Origin of the sequence: Tunturiibacter gelidiferens (genome assembly GCF_051013345.1) — a bacterium.
In the GTDB taxonomy this organism is placed as follows: domain Bacteria; phylum Acidobacteriota; class Terriglobia; order Terriglobales; family Acidobacteriaceae; genus Edaphobacter; species Edaphobacter gelidiferens_A.
Genome location: NZ_CP132939.1, coordinates 2,107,066 through 2,122,560, shown reverse-complemented (window position 1 = coordinate 2,122,560; position 15,495 = coordinate 2,107,066). Strand labels below are relative to the sequence as shown.

General features: G+C 58.3%; 18 protein-coding genes and 1 pseudogene. 8 read left to right on the top strand and 11 right to left on the bottom strand.

Annotated features, from left to right (window positions below):
• Positions 1–48: 48 nt before the first annotated feature.
• Positions 49–513, bottom strand: coding sequence for an ester cyclase (locus RBB80_RS10495; protein WP_433968125.1), 465 nt, complete (start codon positions 511–513; stop codon positions 49–51).
• Between the two features lie 117 nt (positions 514–630).
• On the opposite strand from RBB80_RS10495, the gene RBB80_RS10490 reads away from it, so the two are divergent.
• Complete coding sequence (locus tag RBB80_RS10490; RefSeq protein WP_433968124.1) at positions 631–774, top strand: hypothetical protein; 144 nt, start codon at positions 631–633, stop codon at positions 772–774.
• A gap of 42 nt (positions 775–816) precedes the next feature.
• Here RBB80_RS10490 and RBB80_RS10485 read toward each other — a convergent pair whose 3' ends face one another.
• From RBB80_RS10485 to RBB80_RS10465, 5 genes are all read right to left on the bottom strand, one after another.
• A complete protein-coding gene (locus RBB80_RS10485) occupies positions 817–2,166 on the bottom strand; it encodes a TonB family protein (RefSeq protein ID WP_433968123.1) in 1,350 nt (449 codons plus the stop codon).
• Entirely contained in the window at positions 2,163–2,543 is a 381-nt protein-coding gene (locus tag RBB80_RS10480; protein WP_433968122.1) for a BlaI/MecI/CopY family transcriptional regulator, read from the bottom strand. Before RBB80_RS10480 ends, RBB80_RS10485 begins: the two co-directional genes overlap by 4 nt.
• A gap of 138 nt (positions 2,544–2,681) precedes the next feature.
• Entirely contained in the window at positions 2,682–3,116 is a 435-nt protein-coding gene (locus RBB80_RS10475; protein ID WP_433968121.1) for an LIC_13387 family protein, read from the bottom strand.
• Positions 3,113–3,640, bottom strand: coding sequence for an SRPBCC family protein (locus RBB80_RS10470; protein ID WP_433968120.1), 528 nt, complete (start codon positions 3,638–3,640; stop codon positions 3,113–3,115). Before RBB80_RS10470 ends, RBB80_RS10475 begins: the two co-directional genes overlap by 4 nt.
• Before the next feature lies 1 nt (position 3,641).
• Entirely contained in the window at positions 3,642–3,947 is a 306-nt protein-coding gene (locus RBB80_RS10465; protein WP_433968119.1) for an ArsR/SmtB family transcription factor, read from the bottom strand.
• Between the two features lie 181 nt (positions 3,948–4,128).
• Between RBB80_RS10465 and RBB80_RS10460 the strand changes: the two genes are divergently transcribed.
• From RBB80_RS10460 to RBB80_RS10445, 4 genes are all read left to right on the top strand, one after another.
• Positions 4,129–4,350 carry a hypothetical protein gene (locus RBB80_RS10460; protein WP_433968118.1) on the top strand — a complete coding sequence of 74 codons (222 nt, stop codon included), beginning with the start codon at positions 4,129–4,131 and terminating at the stop codon, positions 4,348–4,350.
• Between the two features lie 62 nt (positions 4,351–4,412).
• Complete coding sequence (locus RBB80_RS10455) at positions 4,413–5,429, top strand: arginase family protein (RefSeq protein ID WP_433968117.1); 1,017 nt, start codon at positions 4,413–4,415, stop codon at positions 5,427–5,429.
• Complete coding sequence (locus RBB80_RS10450) at positions 5,423–6,385, top strand: ABC transporter ATP-binding protein (protein WP_433968116.1); 963 nt, start codon at positions 5,423–5,425, stop codon at positions 6,383–6,385. The genes RBB80_RS10455 and RBB80_RS10450 overlap by 7 nt, the downstream gene beginning before the upstream one ends.
• Positions 6,378–7,409 (top strand): ABC transporter permease, encoded by a 1,032-nt coding sequence (locus RBB80_RS10445; RefSeq protein WP_433968115.1) that lies wholly within the window; start codon positions 6,378–6,380, stop codon positions 7,407–7,409. The genes RBB80_RS10450 and RBB80_RS10445 overlap by 8 nt, the downstream gene beginning before the upstream one ends.
• 807 nt (positions 7,410–8,216) lie before the next feature.
• On the opposite strand, the gene RBB80_RS10440 is transcribed toward RBB80_RS10445, so the two are convergent.
• The 5 genes and pseudogenes from RBB80_RS10440 to RBB80_RS10420 form a co-directional block, all read right to left on the bottom strand.
• On the bottom strand, positions 8,217–8,351 hold the full coding sequence (locus tag RBB80_RS10440; protein WP_433970152.1) for a hypothetical protein: 135 nt from the start codon (positions 8,349–8,351) through the stop codon (positions 8,217–8,219).
• A 44-nt stretch (positions 8,352–8,395) separates the two neighbouring features.
• Positions 8,396–9,249: pseudogene (locus RBB80_RS10435) on the bottom strand (IS110 family transposase); the annotation flags it as partial.
• 234 nt (positions 9,250–9,483) lie between these two features.
• Positions 9,484–10,284, bottom strand: coding sequence for a hypothetical protein (locus RBB80_RS10430; protein WP_433968114.1), 801 nt, complete (start codon positions 10,282–10,284; stop codon positions 9,484–9,486).
• 160 nt (positions 10,285–10,444) lie between these two features.
• Positions 10,445–11,197, bottom strand: coding sequence for a hypothetical protein (locus RBB80_RS10425; protein ID WP_433968113.1), 753 nt, complete (start codon positions 11,195–11,197; stop codon positions 10,445–10,447).
• A 403-nt stretch (positions 11,198–11,600) separates the two neighbouring features.
• Positions 11,601–12,761: an IS30 family transposase gene (locus RBB80_RS10420; protein ID WP_433968112.1), complete on the bottom strand. Its 1,161-nt coding sequence runs from the start codon at positions 12,759–12,761 to the stop codon at positions 11,601–11,603.
• A gap of 184 nt (positions 12,762–12,945) precedes the next feature.
• Here RBB80_RS10420 and RBB80_RS10415 point away from each other — a divergent pair, with 184 nt between their 5' ends.
• The 3 genes from RBB80_RS10415 (at position 12,946) to nadC (ending at position 15,490) form a co-directional block, all read left to right on the top strand.
• Positions 12,946–14,151 (top strand): DUF2252 family protein, encoded by a 1,206-nt coding sequence (locus RBB80_RS10415; protein WP_433968111.1) that lies wholly within the window; start codon positions 12,946–12,948, stop codon positions 14,149–14,151.
• A gap of 455 nt (positions 14,152–14,606) precedes the next feature.
• Positions 14,607–14,762: a hypothetical protein gene (locus RBB80_RS10410; RefSeq protein WP_433968110.1), complete on the top strand. Its 156-nt coding sequence runs from the start codon at positions 14,607–14,609 to the stop codon at positions 14,760–14,762.
• Positions 14,726–15,490 carry a carboxylating nicotinate-nucleotide diphosphorylase gene (nadC, locus tag RBB80_RS10405; protein ID WP_433969611.1) on the top strand — a complete coding sequence of 255 codons (765 nt, stop codon included), beginning with the start codon at positions 14,726–14,728 and terminating at the stop codon, positions 15,488–15,490. The genes RBB80_RS10410 and nadC overlap by 37 nt, the downstream gene beginning before the upstream one ends.
• Positions 15,491–15,495: the final 5 nt, after the last annotated feature.

Sequence of the window (15,495 nt, the reverse complement as noted above, 5' to 3'; positions counted from 1 at the left end):
AAGAACTCCCGTCGCGACGAACCCGCGAGGCCCGCAGGCTTTTGCCCATCAAACGCGCGCTTTGGCTTCCGCTGTCTGGGGCGTGGTGGAAAGTCCAAGCTGCTCCATCAAGGTCATCAGGTTCCAATCCGACCACTGTTCGACGATCTTTCCGCCCTCTATCCGATGGATCGAGGTGCCCGAGACCGTGGCCGTGCGGTTGGTCGGAGCCAGACCAAGGAACTCTCCCTTGTGAGTCCCTCGAGTCGTCCAGTGATTCACAACCTCATTTCGTTCAGCGATCGTATCGTCGATTGAAAATTTGATATCGGGGAACCCGATCCTGCACATCTCAATGTGCCGCTTCAGGTTATCCGCTCCCGAGGTAAGAGCGGGAAAAACCGGGTCATGAAGCTTGCATCCGCTTGCGACAAGTTCGCGGATCGAGTCCATCTTCCCTTGGTTCCAGCACTCCTCCATGAACCTCTCCGCGATTTGTTTGTTCTCCATGGTCTGTTTGTCATCTGTAGCCATAGCCAAATCCTCCTTATGGAACGGGGATTATAGACCCCATCGCACCAAGCTTGAAAATGCCCCTCGACTGACCGACTGTTGACAACAAGATGCAAGCGCCCGATCACCCGAGTCCAGATGCAAGTCCTCTACCACCGCAACATCGACGTTCTCGCCAAAGCCCCCGCGCACATCGTCGACGGCCTGCGCCAACAACACGCCGAAACCAAAATCCTTTACGACAAAACCAAATCCGCACTCGACGCACTCCCACTCAGCTAACAAGAAAGAAAGGCGGGACTAATCTCCCGCCCTCAACTCCAGCTATTTAACAAGAAAATAGTTAACCGTCACAGTCGTATTCACCGTCACATGCTTTCCCTTGACGAGATACGGAGTCCAGCGCCACTCCTTTACCGCAGCGAGCGCACTCTCATCGTAATCAGATCGCAACCCCTTCCTCACCCGCACGTCGCTCGGCACTCCCTCCTCGTCCACAATCACGTCAAGAACGACGGGCCCGTTCAGCGTATCCTTCTTCTCCTTCGCCTGCGCCGGGTACACCGGAGGCCTTTTATAGACAGCGTCCATCTTTTGCGCGGGTATCGTCACCCTCGCTGAACTCGCGTCCTGTGCCACTGCCGCAGGCGCAGGCGCCGACACCTCCATCCGCAATCCCAACGCGGATGCGCATGTCACCAGCCCCACGAACCCACAAGCCGAGGCTGTCAACAACCTCCGCACTCCTCGCAACTCCGCACGTCTTTCGCTCAGTCGCATAACTCTCCTCTCAAAGCTGTTGGCATCGAAGATTCCGATGGCGTGTAGTGTCTCGTCCTGCGCGCCCTTCACCAGCAGCGATGCCAGCCGCAGCAGCGATCGTGCATATCTCTCACTCCCTGCGACAGCCCCAGCAGCCATCGCATCGCAAACCATCTCACGGCTCTCCGCAACCCGCGCTCGTGTCAACCAAAGCGCCGGATGATAAGCCACCGGCAGCGACAACATCTCATACGTCAGGTTCTTCACAAAGTCCCGTCGCCGCATATGCGCAAACTCATGTGTCATCACCACGTCGAGATCTTCCTCTGCAATGCTGTCGATGAATCCAGGCGGCACCAGCATCACATCGCTCCAAACACCGACCGTCACCGGCCCGCCGATCACCTCCGACTCCGACACTCGCGCCGACGCGCAACCAAAAACCCGCCCGCATCGCTCCCAACGCTGCATCGCATCGCCAGTCAGCATGACCGCCTTCGCCTGCCGCTCCATCTGCCAGGTCCTGACCATCCTCCATCCCAGCCTTGCCGCAAAGTACAGCACGCTGCACCCGTAGGTCACCGCCACAACAGCCAGCACCTCATTCGAAAGCCACGCCATGCTCAGGCCACTCGTCACACCGGCACCAACGGCAACCCGTACCTCCCCGCCAGCCCCGCTCGATCGGCGCAGAATCAACCCAACGATCTCGTGAATCAAGCCTCCTGGCCGAAACCGGCATGCAGGCAACACCACCTGCAACAGGAGAGCGATCACCCACACGCGATGCTCCAGATCTGGTCCGCTCCGTCGCGCCATTCGCGCCGCGATCCACCCCGCTGCGAAGATAACAGGCACCTGCCACAACGAGTTCAACAGATACCCCAACACCCATCCCCCAGGTGCGCTCATCCCTCGCCTCCTTTCTTCTCCAACATCTTGCTCAGCCGTGCAATCTGCTTCGCATCGATCTGTTTGGTTTTGATCAGACTCATGACCAGCTCTTCGCTCGACCCGCCGAACATCCGCTCCACCAGATCCCGCACCGCATGGCCCGACGCCGCTGCTTCACTCACCGTCGCGCTGTACTCGAACGACCGTCCCACGAGAGTGCGCTTCAGCTTGCCCTTCTTCTCAAGAATGTTCAGCATCGTCTGCACCGTGGTGTAAGCCAGCCGCTGCTTCAGGCTCTCCTGCACCGCGCTTACGTTGCTTGCCCCCAGCCTCCAGATCGCCTGCATGATCTGCAGCTCCAGCTTCGTCAACGTGTCCTTCTTGCCTCGGCCCATCGCCTATCTCCTAAGTAATTAGGAAAATAGGCCGCGTGTCCGGACCTGTCAACTAAAAACTTAGGATTTAGACACAGATTGAGAGGAATAAACCTCGCGTATCCCCGAAGCACTCATCCTTCACACATTCAACCGCATTCACCCGGCCGTGATCTTCGCTGGCCGCACCGACACAGCCGCCACCAGAAACAAAAGAGCAGCCACAGCCGACAACACCGCAGGCACAATCGAAAAGTACCGCAGAGACAGCACAAAACCCACGCACTGCAGCACGAACATGGCCCATCCAATCGGGCGCGCTCTCATCTCACCAGCGCCAGCCATCGACCCCAGCGTCCAGGCCAGCCACGCGCTGAAAACATCGAACGCGGAGATAGACAGCCCAAAGCCGGTATAGAACCCGCCATAGCTGAACGTCTCGCGACCCGCAGATAAACGCACACTGTTCATCGCCTCCCACACGGCGCGGCCCTCCGCCGTATCCGGACGGAAGGCCAGAAAGCCGTACGTATGACCCACTGCAAACAGCAGCATCAGCACAGCCGCAGCGCGGAACCACACTACCGCTCTCACGACGCCTCGTCCGCCTTGGCTCCAAACATCCCAAGCAGAGCTCCCCATCCGCCCTCGGCGTTCACCTGTTCGCGCATCTTCGCGCCTCCCACGCCGTGGCGATGCAGATTGCGATGCTCCAGTTCCACCAGCGTCGTGCCGTCATCGGCCGGGGTAAACCTTATCTCCACCTCGCTGCACCTGCTCAGATCCGGTTCGAACTGCCAGTCCGGCTTTATCTGCCACGCCATCACAAACAGGTGAGGCGGCTCCCACGTCAGCACCGAGCCCCACGGACAGTTGGTCCCGTCCTCCTGTTCGCTATAGATGGCGCCCATCGGCCTGCCTTCGATCACAACGCGCTTCAAGGGCGAGCTGCCGATATGGTGCGTCCTTGGCCACCAGCTGTCCATCTCCTCGGTAAAGACGCGGAAGGCGCGGGCTGCATCGGCTCGCACGCGAATACTCTTGCGTACAGGCTCGATCACCTGAGCCTCTACCTCCATCGTCATCGTGTCCTGCGTATTCAGTTGTCTCTCCGGCATATTATTTCTCCTCTACCTTCGCTTGAAATGCTTCCAGGGCCTCGCCCCAGAAGTTGTCCAGATACGATCGCAGCGCAGCAAATCCCTTCGGATCCAAACTGTAATACCGTCGCGTTCCTGCCGCCTCATCGCGCACCAGCTTCGCCTCCTTCAGAACCCGCAGATGCTGCGAGACCGCCGGCCTGCTCACCGTCAAACCTCGCGCCAGCTCTCCCACTGGCAGCGGACCCCGGCGGAGCCTCTCCAACAACAGTCTCCGCGTCACATCGCCAAGTGCATCCAGCTGCTGTTGTCCGTAAGTATTCACTTACGGTAAGCTAATACTTACATAGACAAAGAGTCAAGCCTATTTTCTAAGAAATTTTCACTCCCTTATACCTTCCAGAACTGCACCCTCCTCCAACGAATCTTCCCCGGCGGCATTGTCACAATAAAGCCATAGTGGGGCAGTCTTTTCACCAGAACCCCAGCGATTTATCATGGAGGGTATGCCTTTTCCGATCAAAGTCTGCGCCATCTGCTCCGAAGAGTTCGAGCTAAAGCCGGATAAGCCCGGCTTCGCCAATCGTTGTCCGGAGTGCAGCGCCGAAGAGTCAACCGACCCCGTCACCAGGCAACGCATGGACGCCGACGAGCGCAAAAACCAGACCGAAGCCAACGCCGCCCGTCGCCAGGCGATGCGCGAACTCCTCTATCGCAAAGACAGCTAACGCTTCCCGCTTTTATCAGGTAAAACTTGTCTTCAGGACGCTTTGCTGCGACGAGGTGCTGAATGAAGCGACGAGAGTTCCTGACCACCGCGGGCGCAGCAGCCCTTGCGCTCACCCTGGACAGCACGTACGCCGATGCGCGACCAGTCCCTACCCCAGCTTCCCCGCTCCAACCGCCCCCTACCGCACAATCAGCAACTCCGACATACGTGATTCTCGGCGTTCCCCTTCGTGCGGGTTCGCTCTATCCCGGAAACGAGAACGACGCTCAGGCCTACCGCGACGCCGACCTGGTAAAGCGGCTCAACGATGCCGGTCGCAACGCCATCGACGCCGGCAATCTCCCGATACCCAGCTATCTTCCCCATCACTCCGTTCCTCCCATCAGAAACTGGCCAGCTCCGCGAATCGTCTGGGATCTCCTGAGCGAGCATCTGACCGAGATACTCAAACAACCCGGACAAACTCCGCTCTTGATCGGTTGCGACTGCAGCGTCGTCGTAGGAACCGCACAAGCCCTAAGCAAAGCCACATCAAACGACATCCACGTCCTCTACATCGACGGAGATTGCGACGACGCCGCGCCCATCTCTTCCCGCAGTTCGAGCGCCGCCACCTGCGCGGTCTGGTTTCTCACTCATGACTCCGCGTTCTGGAACGGTCCCCCGCTCAAACCTTCGCAGGTGTCCTTCGTGGGATGGACCACCCCTTCGCAGTCGCCGCAAACAGGCATTCAGTCCACCTCTCTGGCCGATCTGCGGCGCATCGGGATTCGACAATCGGCGCAGCAGATCCTCGCAGCGATCCCACCCTCCGCAGCAATCCTTTTGCACCTGGACATTGACGTCTTCCGCGGAAGCGACCTGACTGCCATCTACTTCCCGCACGAAGAGGGACTCAGCCTCGAAGAAGGCAAAGAGTTGATCGGCATACTGCTTCACGATTCCCGCATTCGTCACATCGAAATCAGCGAATATGCTGCTCTCCGGGACGTCGGTCAGAACTCCGTACACCAGCTGGTCCAGATCCTCGTCGACAAGCTGCCTCCCTCGAAGCCAAAGGCGACCTCTCCATGCTGACCGCGAAGCCGCAGGCCAACAGTCCATCGCTGCTATTGCGCGGAGTCCGCAAAACGTTCGCTGACGTCGTCGCCGTCAACCGCCTCGATCTCGAGGTCACACCCGGCGAGTGTTTCGGTCTGCTCGGCCCCAACGGCGCGGGCAAGACGACTACGATCGAGATCTGCGAAGGCCTCACCGCGCCCGACAGCGGCGTCGTCGAGCTCCTCGGCCTCAACTGGCGCACCAACGCAGACGAGCTTCGTCAACGCATCGGCCTGCAGTTGCAAGAGACCCAGTTCTCCGAGAAGATGACTGTCGAAGAGACTCTGCGCCTCTTCCGCAGCTTCTTCCGCCGCGGCATCACCGTCGAAGACTCCATCAAAACCGCGCAACTCGAAGAAAAGCGCACCGCCCGCGTCGGCACCCTCTCAGGCGGCCAGAAGCAACGCCTCGCCATGGCCTGCGCCCTCGTCGGCGATCCGGAGCTGCTCTTCCTCGACGAACCCACCACCGGACTCGACCCCCAGGCGAGGCGCAACCTCTGGGACCTCCTCGACCGCCTCAAGCAGGAGGGCCGCACCATCATCCTCACCACGCACTACATGGACGAGGCCGAGCGCCTCTGCGACCGCGTCGCCATCATGGATCACGGCCGCATCATCGCGCTCGACACCCCGCCGAAGCTCATCGCCTCCGTCGGCGGAGAGCACATCGTAGAGTTCGCCGCCATCAGTCACGACCACGGAGCTGGTCAGGTCGACCCAGCTCTCCTGACTGCGATTGAGGGAGTAGCCTCTCACCGCCTCACTGCCGGCATCCATCAGATCTCCGTACGCGAGCTGCATACCGCCGTGCCGAAGATCTTCTCCGTGCTCGCCTCGCAGGGGCTCCATCTCAGCGAGTTTCGCACCCACTCCGCGACACTCGAAGATGTCTTCGTAGGCCTCACCGGAAGGAACCTGCGCGATGAATAAGCTGGAGTTCAGCAGCCTCTATCAACTCACGATGATGCGCTTCCGTCTCTTCCTGCGCGAGCCCGAGGCGATCTTCTGGATCTTCATCTTTCCCATCCTCCTCGCCGCCGGCCTCGGCATCGCCTTTCGCAACCGCCCGCCAGACGTTCTTCAAGTCGGCGCAACCACGCTGCAACTAACTCAGGCGCTCAACACCGACAACTTACTCACGTCCACCACAATGGACGAGGCCACAGGCACGCAGGCGTTAGCCACAGGACGCATTCTGCTCCTCGCCGTTCAACGACCCGACACGACCGTCTACCAGTACGACTCCACCAACCCGGACGCGCGAACCGCCAAACTCCTCGCCGACCGCGCCATTCAAACCGCAGCCGGCCGACACGACGCCCTCCCCGCCAAAGAGGAGTTGGTGCACGAGACCGGCTCACGCTACATCGACTTCGTAGTCCCGGGCCTGCTCGGAATGAACCTCATGGGATCGGCCATGTGGGGCATGGGATTCGCCATCGTAGACGCGAGACAAAAGAAACTCCTCAAGCGTCTCGTCGCCTCGCCCATGCCTCGCTGGCAGTTCCTCGCATCGTTTCTCCTCTCGCGTCTGGTCATGCTCGTCATCGAAGTCGCCGCCTTCCTCGGCTTCTCCCGCCTCGTCTTCGGAGTGCCCTTCCGCGGATCGATCGCACAGCTCTCCCTCCTCTGCGTCCTCACCTCCCTTGCCTTCTGCGCCATCGGCCTGCTCACCGCCTCCCGCGCCAAAACCATCGAAGCCGTCTCCGGACTCATGAACCTCGTGATGTTTCCCATGTGGATCTTCTCTGGATGCTTCTTCTCCTCCACTCGCTTTCCCGCAGTCGTCCAACCCCTGATCCGGGCCCTGCCTCTCACCGCCGCCATCGACGCCATGCGAGGAAACATGCTCCAGGGCATGACCCTGCAACATCTCCTCGCCCCGGTAGCCATCCTCCTGGCCTGGCTCATCATCCCCTTCGCCATCTCCCTCCGCATCTTCCGCTGGCGCTAGTTATCGAGGGACGAAAACTATACGGAAAAACCGGTGGTGTGTCAGCTTCGAGTCCGGCCCAGAAGCTGCCGAAAACCCGTTTTGCGGGAAAAGGGTTTGGTAGGCTGTGCCTATGCAGGAGTCGAGTCCATCAAGATCAGCCATGCAGCCGACGAGAATGTCTGTTGGCGCGCAACCGATAGCATTTCTTGTCGCGAGTGTAGTTGGAGCGATTCTTTACGTGTTCGCGGCGTCGCGCGGTAGCTGGGCAATTCCAGAGGAACGGGCGGCGGGAATAAACACGACGACGGGCGAACCATTTGTCTGGTTCCTCAGCCTTCTTCCGATTGTCGCAATATTTTTGGTGATCAATATCGCTTGGACGATCATTCTCGCGCACCGACATTGGAGCGGTGGCCGCTTTTGCTGTTGGCAGCGGTCGTCTGGCTAGCGGCCATTGTGATCGATTTCGCACACCACTGAGCCGACATCCCGGGAAGTCTTAGTGCAAGTCCGCCTTCCGGCAAGCTCGAAACTGATCGGGTGCCCTGGTAGTCGAAGTTGCCGCAATGTATGGTCCGCCGTCTGACTGCAAGGGAAAAGTTGGTGGATGAAGAAAGTCTGCGTCAATGTATCCGACCTGTTGTGTGGAGAGGTGTCTCCTGGCCATGATGAGATACGCCGCGTACCTGTCCTTCGAAACCCCTCGGCCGTGTAAGGGCCATTTGAGCAAACAGGCTTCAGGTGCGCCGTTTTGACTGTTCTTTCATCCTTACTTGTCCGGTGCAGACCTCGGTGGGAGAACTTGATCTTGATGGTTACTCTTGCCTACGCAGCAGCTGGCTCTTGAACTGCCCGATAGTCCTGGCCACTCGATAGCACCGCCCATGCGATCCGCGCGAGCTTGTTGGCTGCCGCGACGATGAGCACGTTGCGTGGGGCTCTCGTTTCAAGAGCCGTCATCCACGCTCCCATGGGAATCCGCTCTCGCTTGCAGCGTAAGACCACGGCGCGTGCTCCATGGATGAGGGATCTTGCGTAAGTAGCGATTGCCTCGCTTACTGATGCCGTAGAGCTTTGCTTTGCCGCCAGTCGAGTACTGCTTCGGCACCAGTCCCATCCAGGCGGCGAACTCTCGCCCCTTGTGGAACGCAGCGCCGTTGCCGATCGAAGCCACGATCGCTGTTGCGACCAAAGGGCCGATGCCTGGGATCTGCCTGAGCCGTAGGCATGCCGCATCACTGGAAGCGATCAGCTCCACTTCATGGTTCAGATCGACCACCTGCTGCTCAAGATCCTTCCACTCGTTCCAAAGCAGAGCGAGCAGGTTACGCATCCGCGGAGTGAGATCTTCTTCGGCGTTCTCAAGGATCTCAGGCATACGCTCGCGCAGCTTGGCCGGGCTCTTCGCGAACACTAGGCCGCGCTCCAGCAGGAAGGCACGCAACTGGTTGATCACGGACGTTCGTCGTGTGATCAAGCGGTCGCGCACACGATGCAGCGCCTGCAGATCGAGCTGGTCATCTGTCTTGATCGGCACGAAACGCATGTTCTGTCGATCGACAGCCTCCGCGATAGCTTCTGCATCCAGGAAGTCGTTCTTGTTGGACTTCACAAATGGCCTCACGAACTGAGCCGGAATGAGCTTCACGTCATGGCCCTGTTCACGCAGAGCACGACCAAGAAAGTGCGCTCCGGCACATGCCTCCAAGCCGATCAGCGAGCTCTGCAGGTTCGCCGTGAACGTGATCAGCTGCTTCTGGGTGAACTTCTTCTTCAGCAGCACCTTGCCGTTATCGCCGAGCGCCACCAGGTGAAAGGTCGTCTTGCCAAGGTCAATCCCTACCGAACGAATCTGCATATCGATGATCCTCCTTGAACCTGCCTACAAGATCTTCCACCCTACGGTGAAGTTCAAGCGGCGGACCATCTCAGTAACCCCGTTTTCGTGAACTGAGGCTTACGTCTAGATCGGGAATTGGCCCTTGTCGTCCCGTGGGCTTTAGGGCAAGAGCACGTCACGGTAGGAATGCAAATGTTCGAATCGCAAGTGTCCCGAACAGCGAACCGAGGGCACTTGCTTGATGCGGAGTGGCTACTTCACGATAAGTGTCGCTGTAGTCGAATGCGATAGAGAACCGGAGGTTGCGGCAATAGTGAGTGTGTAGGTTTGCGCCGACGAACCTGAACCACCGCTGCTGCTGCACCCCGTCAAGCCTGCAATCATGGCCACGCTGGATAAGCCAAGTACTATCATCCAGCTCATCCTGTTCATGCGCCCCGCAGCTTTGCGCCAGTTACCTGCAAATGGGAGCACGAGCAGACCCAGTGCCACCGGCAACGCGCCTCTGCCAAATGGACTTCTGAGCGGGTGCGCCGCCGATTGGGTTGGCAAGGTGACCAGCAGAATCGCATTTGTGGTTGCAGCACCGGCCGATACTGTAGATGGAGAGAAGACCGCCGTTGCTCCCGTAGGCAACCCGGTCACGCTAAGGCTGACTGCTCCCGGCATTCCCGTGCCACCGAGCGGTGAAATCACGAACGGATAGACCGCCTGTCCACCGGCAGAAGAAGTCACCGAGGGTGTTCCGCTACCGGGCGAGGTGATTGCGAAGTCGCGACTTACCCCACTGGCCTGCCCCAAGCCCTGCACGGAACCCGAGGCAATTACGCTTCCTGAGTTACTCACAAGCTCCACGGAACCGTTGCGAGTTCCTGCCGTCGTCGGTGTAAAGACAACATCCACTGTGCATGTGTCGCCGATGTTGTACTGGGATGATGTTCCATTCGTAGTGCAGCTTCCCGTGCCCGCATCGGCAAAGTCCAGCCCAGTTGCACCTTGGTTAACACTACCGGCGTGCCGATTGTGCCAGCCGTGTCGAAAGTGAAGATCCACGACATCTTCGTGCTGGGGCTGCCAACATTCACCGTACCGAAGTTTCCACCCGACGGCGTCTCCTTCAGAACACGGTCATTAAAGGAATCGGCGATATAAACATTTCCGCTTCCATCCACAGCAACAGCAGAGGGATAATCCAGGTCGTTGCCGATCGTGCTTACGGTGTAGCTTCCCCCGATAGCGTCTCTTTGAACACGTGGCCATTGGGTGAAATTGGTTCTGTAAAATACAAGTTACCGCTGGAGTCTATAGCCAATGGTCCTTCGCTGGCGTAGGTGGAGACAGCAAAGAGTTTGCTCTGGATAAAACTTCCGTTCGACGGCGTCTCCTTCAGTACTGCCAAAGCGATTCCATCGACAAAATAGACGTTCTTGTTTCCATCAACCGCGATGCCTCGAGGGTAAATGGAACCGCTGACTACAACGCTCTGCGTGTAACCGCCCGATGACGGGGTCTCCAGCAGCACCCCATTGCCTGGAACTGCAATATAGACGTTGCCGCTCCCGTCTACTGCTACCCCCGATGGAAAACCCAAATTACTGGCTACTGTGCTTTGGGTGTATCCGCTGCTCGACGGCGTTTCTTTCAATACCGAGCTGTTTTGTGTGTATTCGATAATATAGACGTTGCCGCTTCCATCGACCGCAAGCCCAGTTACGGCGTTAAGGCCGCTGGCAACAGTACTTTGAACATAGAGTCCATTGGCCGTCGGGGTCTCCTTGTAGACCGCGTTGTGGTCTTCATCACTGATATAGACATTTCCGCTCGCGTCCACCGCAACCCCGCCGGGTTGATATTGACCGCTTGATCCAACGATGCTTTGGACACCAGTGAAGTGGGCCGTCTGTGCCGCGGCGACAGCCCCGATGCAGCACGTCAGCGCAACCAGAACACCGCAGCGCGTGGTCATCTGACCGAGTTGGGATCCACGGTTGGAAATACGAGAAGAAATGGTGGAAGGAAGAATAGAACAGACAGACGAATGAATTGAAAGCACCGCAGTATTGCCCCCGGGGTCAAGATAGGTCGGTTTGCCGATCTACCTTTGTTATTTAGTAAATAAATAGCAATCAGTGCAGAATACGGAAGCCTGCATGACTGCAAACATCCGGGATCACTTGTTGTTTGAGAAACATGCAAAGACTACCATAAGCAGATGATCGCGTCTTCAACTGAACTTCTTCCGGTTCCACTGATCTGCGATTGCGAATTACGTCATGACATTCGTATATTCATGGATCACCTTCGAAATCAATAATGTGAAGTTCGCTTGGCGGAAGTGATCTTCGTAGTTCCTGCAAAGTCAGGCGGGCTCAACCGGTCGATGCAACACTGGCTTGCAGTTTACTCGCCGGAGTTTCAAAGCCCAAAGTTTGTCGCGGGCGTTGATTGAGGCGCAGAGCTACCTTGTTGAGATCGGCTTGAGAGTGGACGGACAAGTCGGTCTTCTTGGGGAAGTACTGTCTTAGTAGGCCGTTGGTATTTTCATTGGTGCCGCGCTGCCAAGGGCTCTGCGGATCACAGAAGTAGACCTTTACATTGGTGTCTACCGTGAAGCTCTTGTGTTTTGCCATCTCGTGCCCCCGGTCCCAGGTCAAGGAGCGCCGCAGGGTCGCGGGGAGTTTAAGCACATGCTTGCTCAGCGCGGCGACGACCGTCGCGGTGTCTTTGCTGGGCACTTTGACCAGCATGGTGAAACGCGAATGCCGTTCCACCAGGGTTGCGATATGACTGTTTTTGCTGCCTGCGAGCAGATCGCCCTCCCAATGACCGGGAATAGCGCGGTCTTCAACCTCGGCAGGTCTTTCGCTAATAGAGATGGCATCGACGATCTGACCTCGATACTGTCCCGCAGCCCGCGAGTGCCGTGAGCGACGTATAAGCCGCTTGGACCTGAGGTGCTCAACCAGCTCTTTTTTCAGCACTCCGCGGGCCTGGATGAATAAGCTGCGGTAGATGGTTTCGTGGGACACACGCATGCTCTCGTTGCTGGAATAGTGGACCTTCAGCCATTTCGAAATCTGTTCCGGCGACCAGTCCAGGATCAGTTTACTGGCCACGATCGTCCGCAATGTCTCATGGTTCGCAAGAAGACACACCTTGGGTCGCAGAGCCGACTCCCAGGCCTGACGATCGGCTTCACTGGCTCGATAGAGTGGCCGCCCGCCATGACGCACCACCTCCCGGCTCACTGTCGACACAGGCCGTTGCAACCCGCTGGCTATCTCCCGAATCGACGAACCGGATGCAATTCCACGTGAGATGTCTTCCCGCTCGGCCAGCGTCAGCGTTCGCGGTGAACGCCGACGAGCAGCAGGAACGATCCCGCCGCGCTGCGTCAACAGGAACCGAATAGAACCATGCCCCTTACCGAAGGCGCGCCCAATGTCATGCAATGACTCGCCCGACTTCCAACGGCGCCACATGTCGATCCGCTGCTCAGTGGAAAGCCTGTTCCGTTTTCCTTGTGCCATAAACACCACCTTTAGAAAATGAATTCATATCAGATGGTGTTGCACCGACCGGTTGAGACCGCCCAGGTTTTCGGCAATTTGAGACGTTCACATCAAACTGACCAACTATCGAAAAACTTTCACTCAACGCATATCTCGGCCGCAAGACACACTACGAATGTTAATTTTCTGATAATACTGGTAGATGCGGAAAAAAGTAGTTCAGATCAACCCAGCCGACCGCCAAGCCATCCTCGAAGAACGTCGTCGCCTCAAGATGGCACGCTCCGCCCACGCCTATGTTCGTGGAAACACCCTCAAGTTCTACGAGTGGCTCAAGGCAGACTCCGCCCGCAAGCTCCCCCAGGGTCCTCCCGTTTGGATCTGCGGCGACTGCCACCTAGGTAACCTAGGCCCGGTCGCAAACTCCGAAGGCAAAGTCGAGATCGAGATCCGCGACCTCGACCAGACCGTCATCGGCAATCCAGCACACGATCTCATCCGCCTCGGCCTCTCCCTCGCCACCGCCGCCCGCGGCTCCGACCTCCCCGGCGTCACCACCGCTCTCATGATGGAGCAGATGGTCCAGGGATACCGCAGCGCCCTCATCCCGCAACGCGCGAAGAAGATAAAGAAGGACCCTGAAAACCTGCGCCCCGTCGAGACCGTGCTTCATCAGGCCGTCAATCGCGAGTGGCGGCACCTGGCACAGGAGCGCATCGAGGACGTCAAACCGACCATCCCCCTTGGCGACCGCTTCTGGGCACTCTCCGACGAAGAGAAGGCGGAGATCACAAAACTCTTCGAAACCGAAGACGCACGCAAGCTCATCACCTCGCTCAAACATCGTGACAACGACGCCAAGGTCCGCGTACTCGACGCCGCCTACTGGATGAAAGGCTGCAGCTCCCTCGGCCGCCTTCGCTACGCCGTTCTGCTAGGCGTAGGCTCCAAGAAGGACAAAGAGTACTGCCTCGTCGATATCAAGGAGGCAGTACGAGCCGCCGCACCCGCAGCCAAGAACGCCGACATGCCCAAAGACTTCGCCCAGCGAGTCGTCACCGGCGCATCGAACCTCTCGCCCTTCCTCGGCGAACGAATGCTGGCCGCAAAGTTCCTCGGCCGCCCCGTCGTACTGCGCGAACTCATGCCCCAGGACCTCAAGCTCGAGATCGACCGACTCACCCGCGAAGAGGCCGTCAACGCCGCAAGCTACCTCGCCTGCATCGTCGGCAAAGCCCACGCCCGCCAGATGGACACCGCCACCCGCAAGCGCTGGGCCGCAGAGCTGACCAAAAACCAGTCAAAGACCCTCAACGCCCCAAACTGGATGTGGACCAGCATCGTCGAGCTCATCGCCAGCCACGAAACCGCCTACCTTGAACACTGCCGTCTCTACGCCACGGCCTAAGTGAAGAATGACCTTGCGGGCAGCCCGCTACGCGCGGTGCGGTCACTTCGTGACGTGTATACCCCTTCGGTTGGCGCTCCCGTTGGTCGCGATGAAATATCAGCCGACCATCGGGAGGCAGGGCGAAGCCGGTATACACCCCACGAAGTGGCGCCGCCCGCGCAGGGCAACCCAAGGCAGATCTCGATCTTGAGAGGTAGGCTTTAGCACCCGCACAAATCTTCTTCTCTCCCAACCAAAGATTTTCCACAGAAAAATCTCTAAAAGTTGGCGTATTCTCTGCCTCCCAAAAACACGCATCCAAAGACACCACGTTTCACCACCCATTCACCACGATCTCGCCAAAACATCCACTTTTCCCAAAACCCCTCGAAAACAGCCCAAAAACGGCAGAAAACTCCCCGCCACCACGCCCAGATTTTTTTCTAAGAAAACAAGAGGTTTAGGATTAGAGAATGGACTGGAAGAGCAAACGGATTCGCACCATCCTTGAAGCTGCCCTGGCTGAAGACAAAGTCGCCAACGACGTCACCACCGCTCTCACCATCCCCCCAATCTCCGCGCCTCCGGCACCATCATCGCCAAGCAGGCCTGCGTCGTCTCCGGATTAGGCTGTATCCCAGTATTTCTCGATATCTTCGCAAAGATGTCCCCCGCTCCCGTAGGCCGATTCGAGGTCATCAGCCACCCCGAGATCTTCGACGGAGTAAGCGTGAAGAAGGGCCAAACCCTTGCCGTTATTCGTCATAACGCTGCAGCCATCCTCTCCTGCGAGCGCGTCATCCTCAATCTCATGCAGCGAATGAGCGGCATCGCAACGCTTACCAACGAGTTCGTAAAAGCAGTCGCCGGCACCAAGACAAAAGTCCTCGACACCCGCAAAACCATACCTGGCCTTCGCGTTCTCGATAAGTACGCGGTATGCTGCGGCGGCGGTGTAAACCACCGTCTCGACCTGCAGGACGGAATACTCATCAAGAACAATCACATCTCACTCGGCGGGGGCCTCCCAACAGTGCTCGAACGTGCACTCCAAGGCCGCAAGTCTGGCCAGGTCGTACAGGTGGAAGTCCGTAGCCAGACCGAACTGGATCAAGCCATCACCGGTGGCGCGGAGTCCATCCTGCTCGACAACATGACGCCATCCCAGGTAAAGAAAGCGATCAAGCAGATCCGAGCCACCCGGTCCAACGTTCCCATCGAGGCGTCCGGCAACATGAATCTAAAGACGGTGCGCGCCTACGCCTTAGCCGGAGTGGACTTCGTCTCTGTCGGCGCGCTCACACACTCAGCCGCGGCAGTCGACCTGAGCATGCGCATCACAGCAGACATCTACTGAGGGCT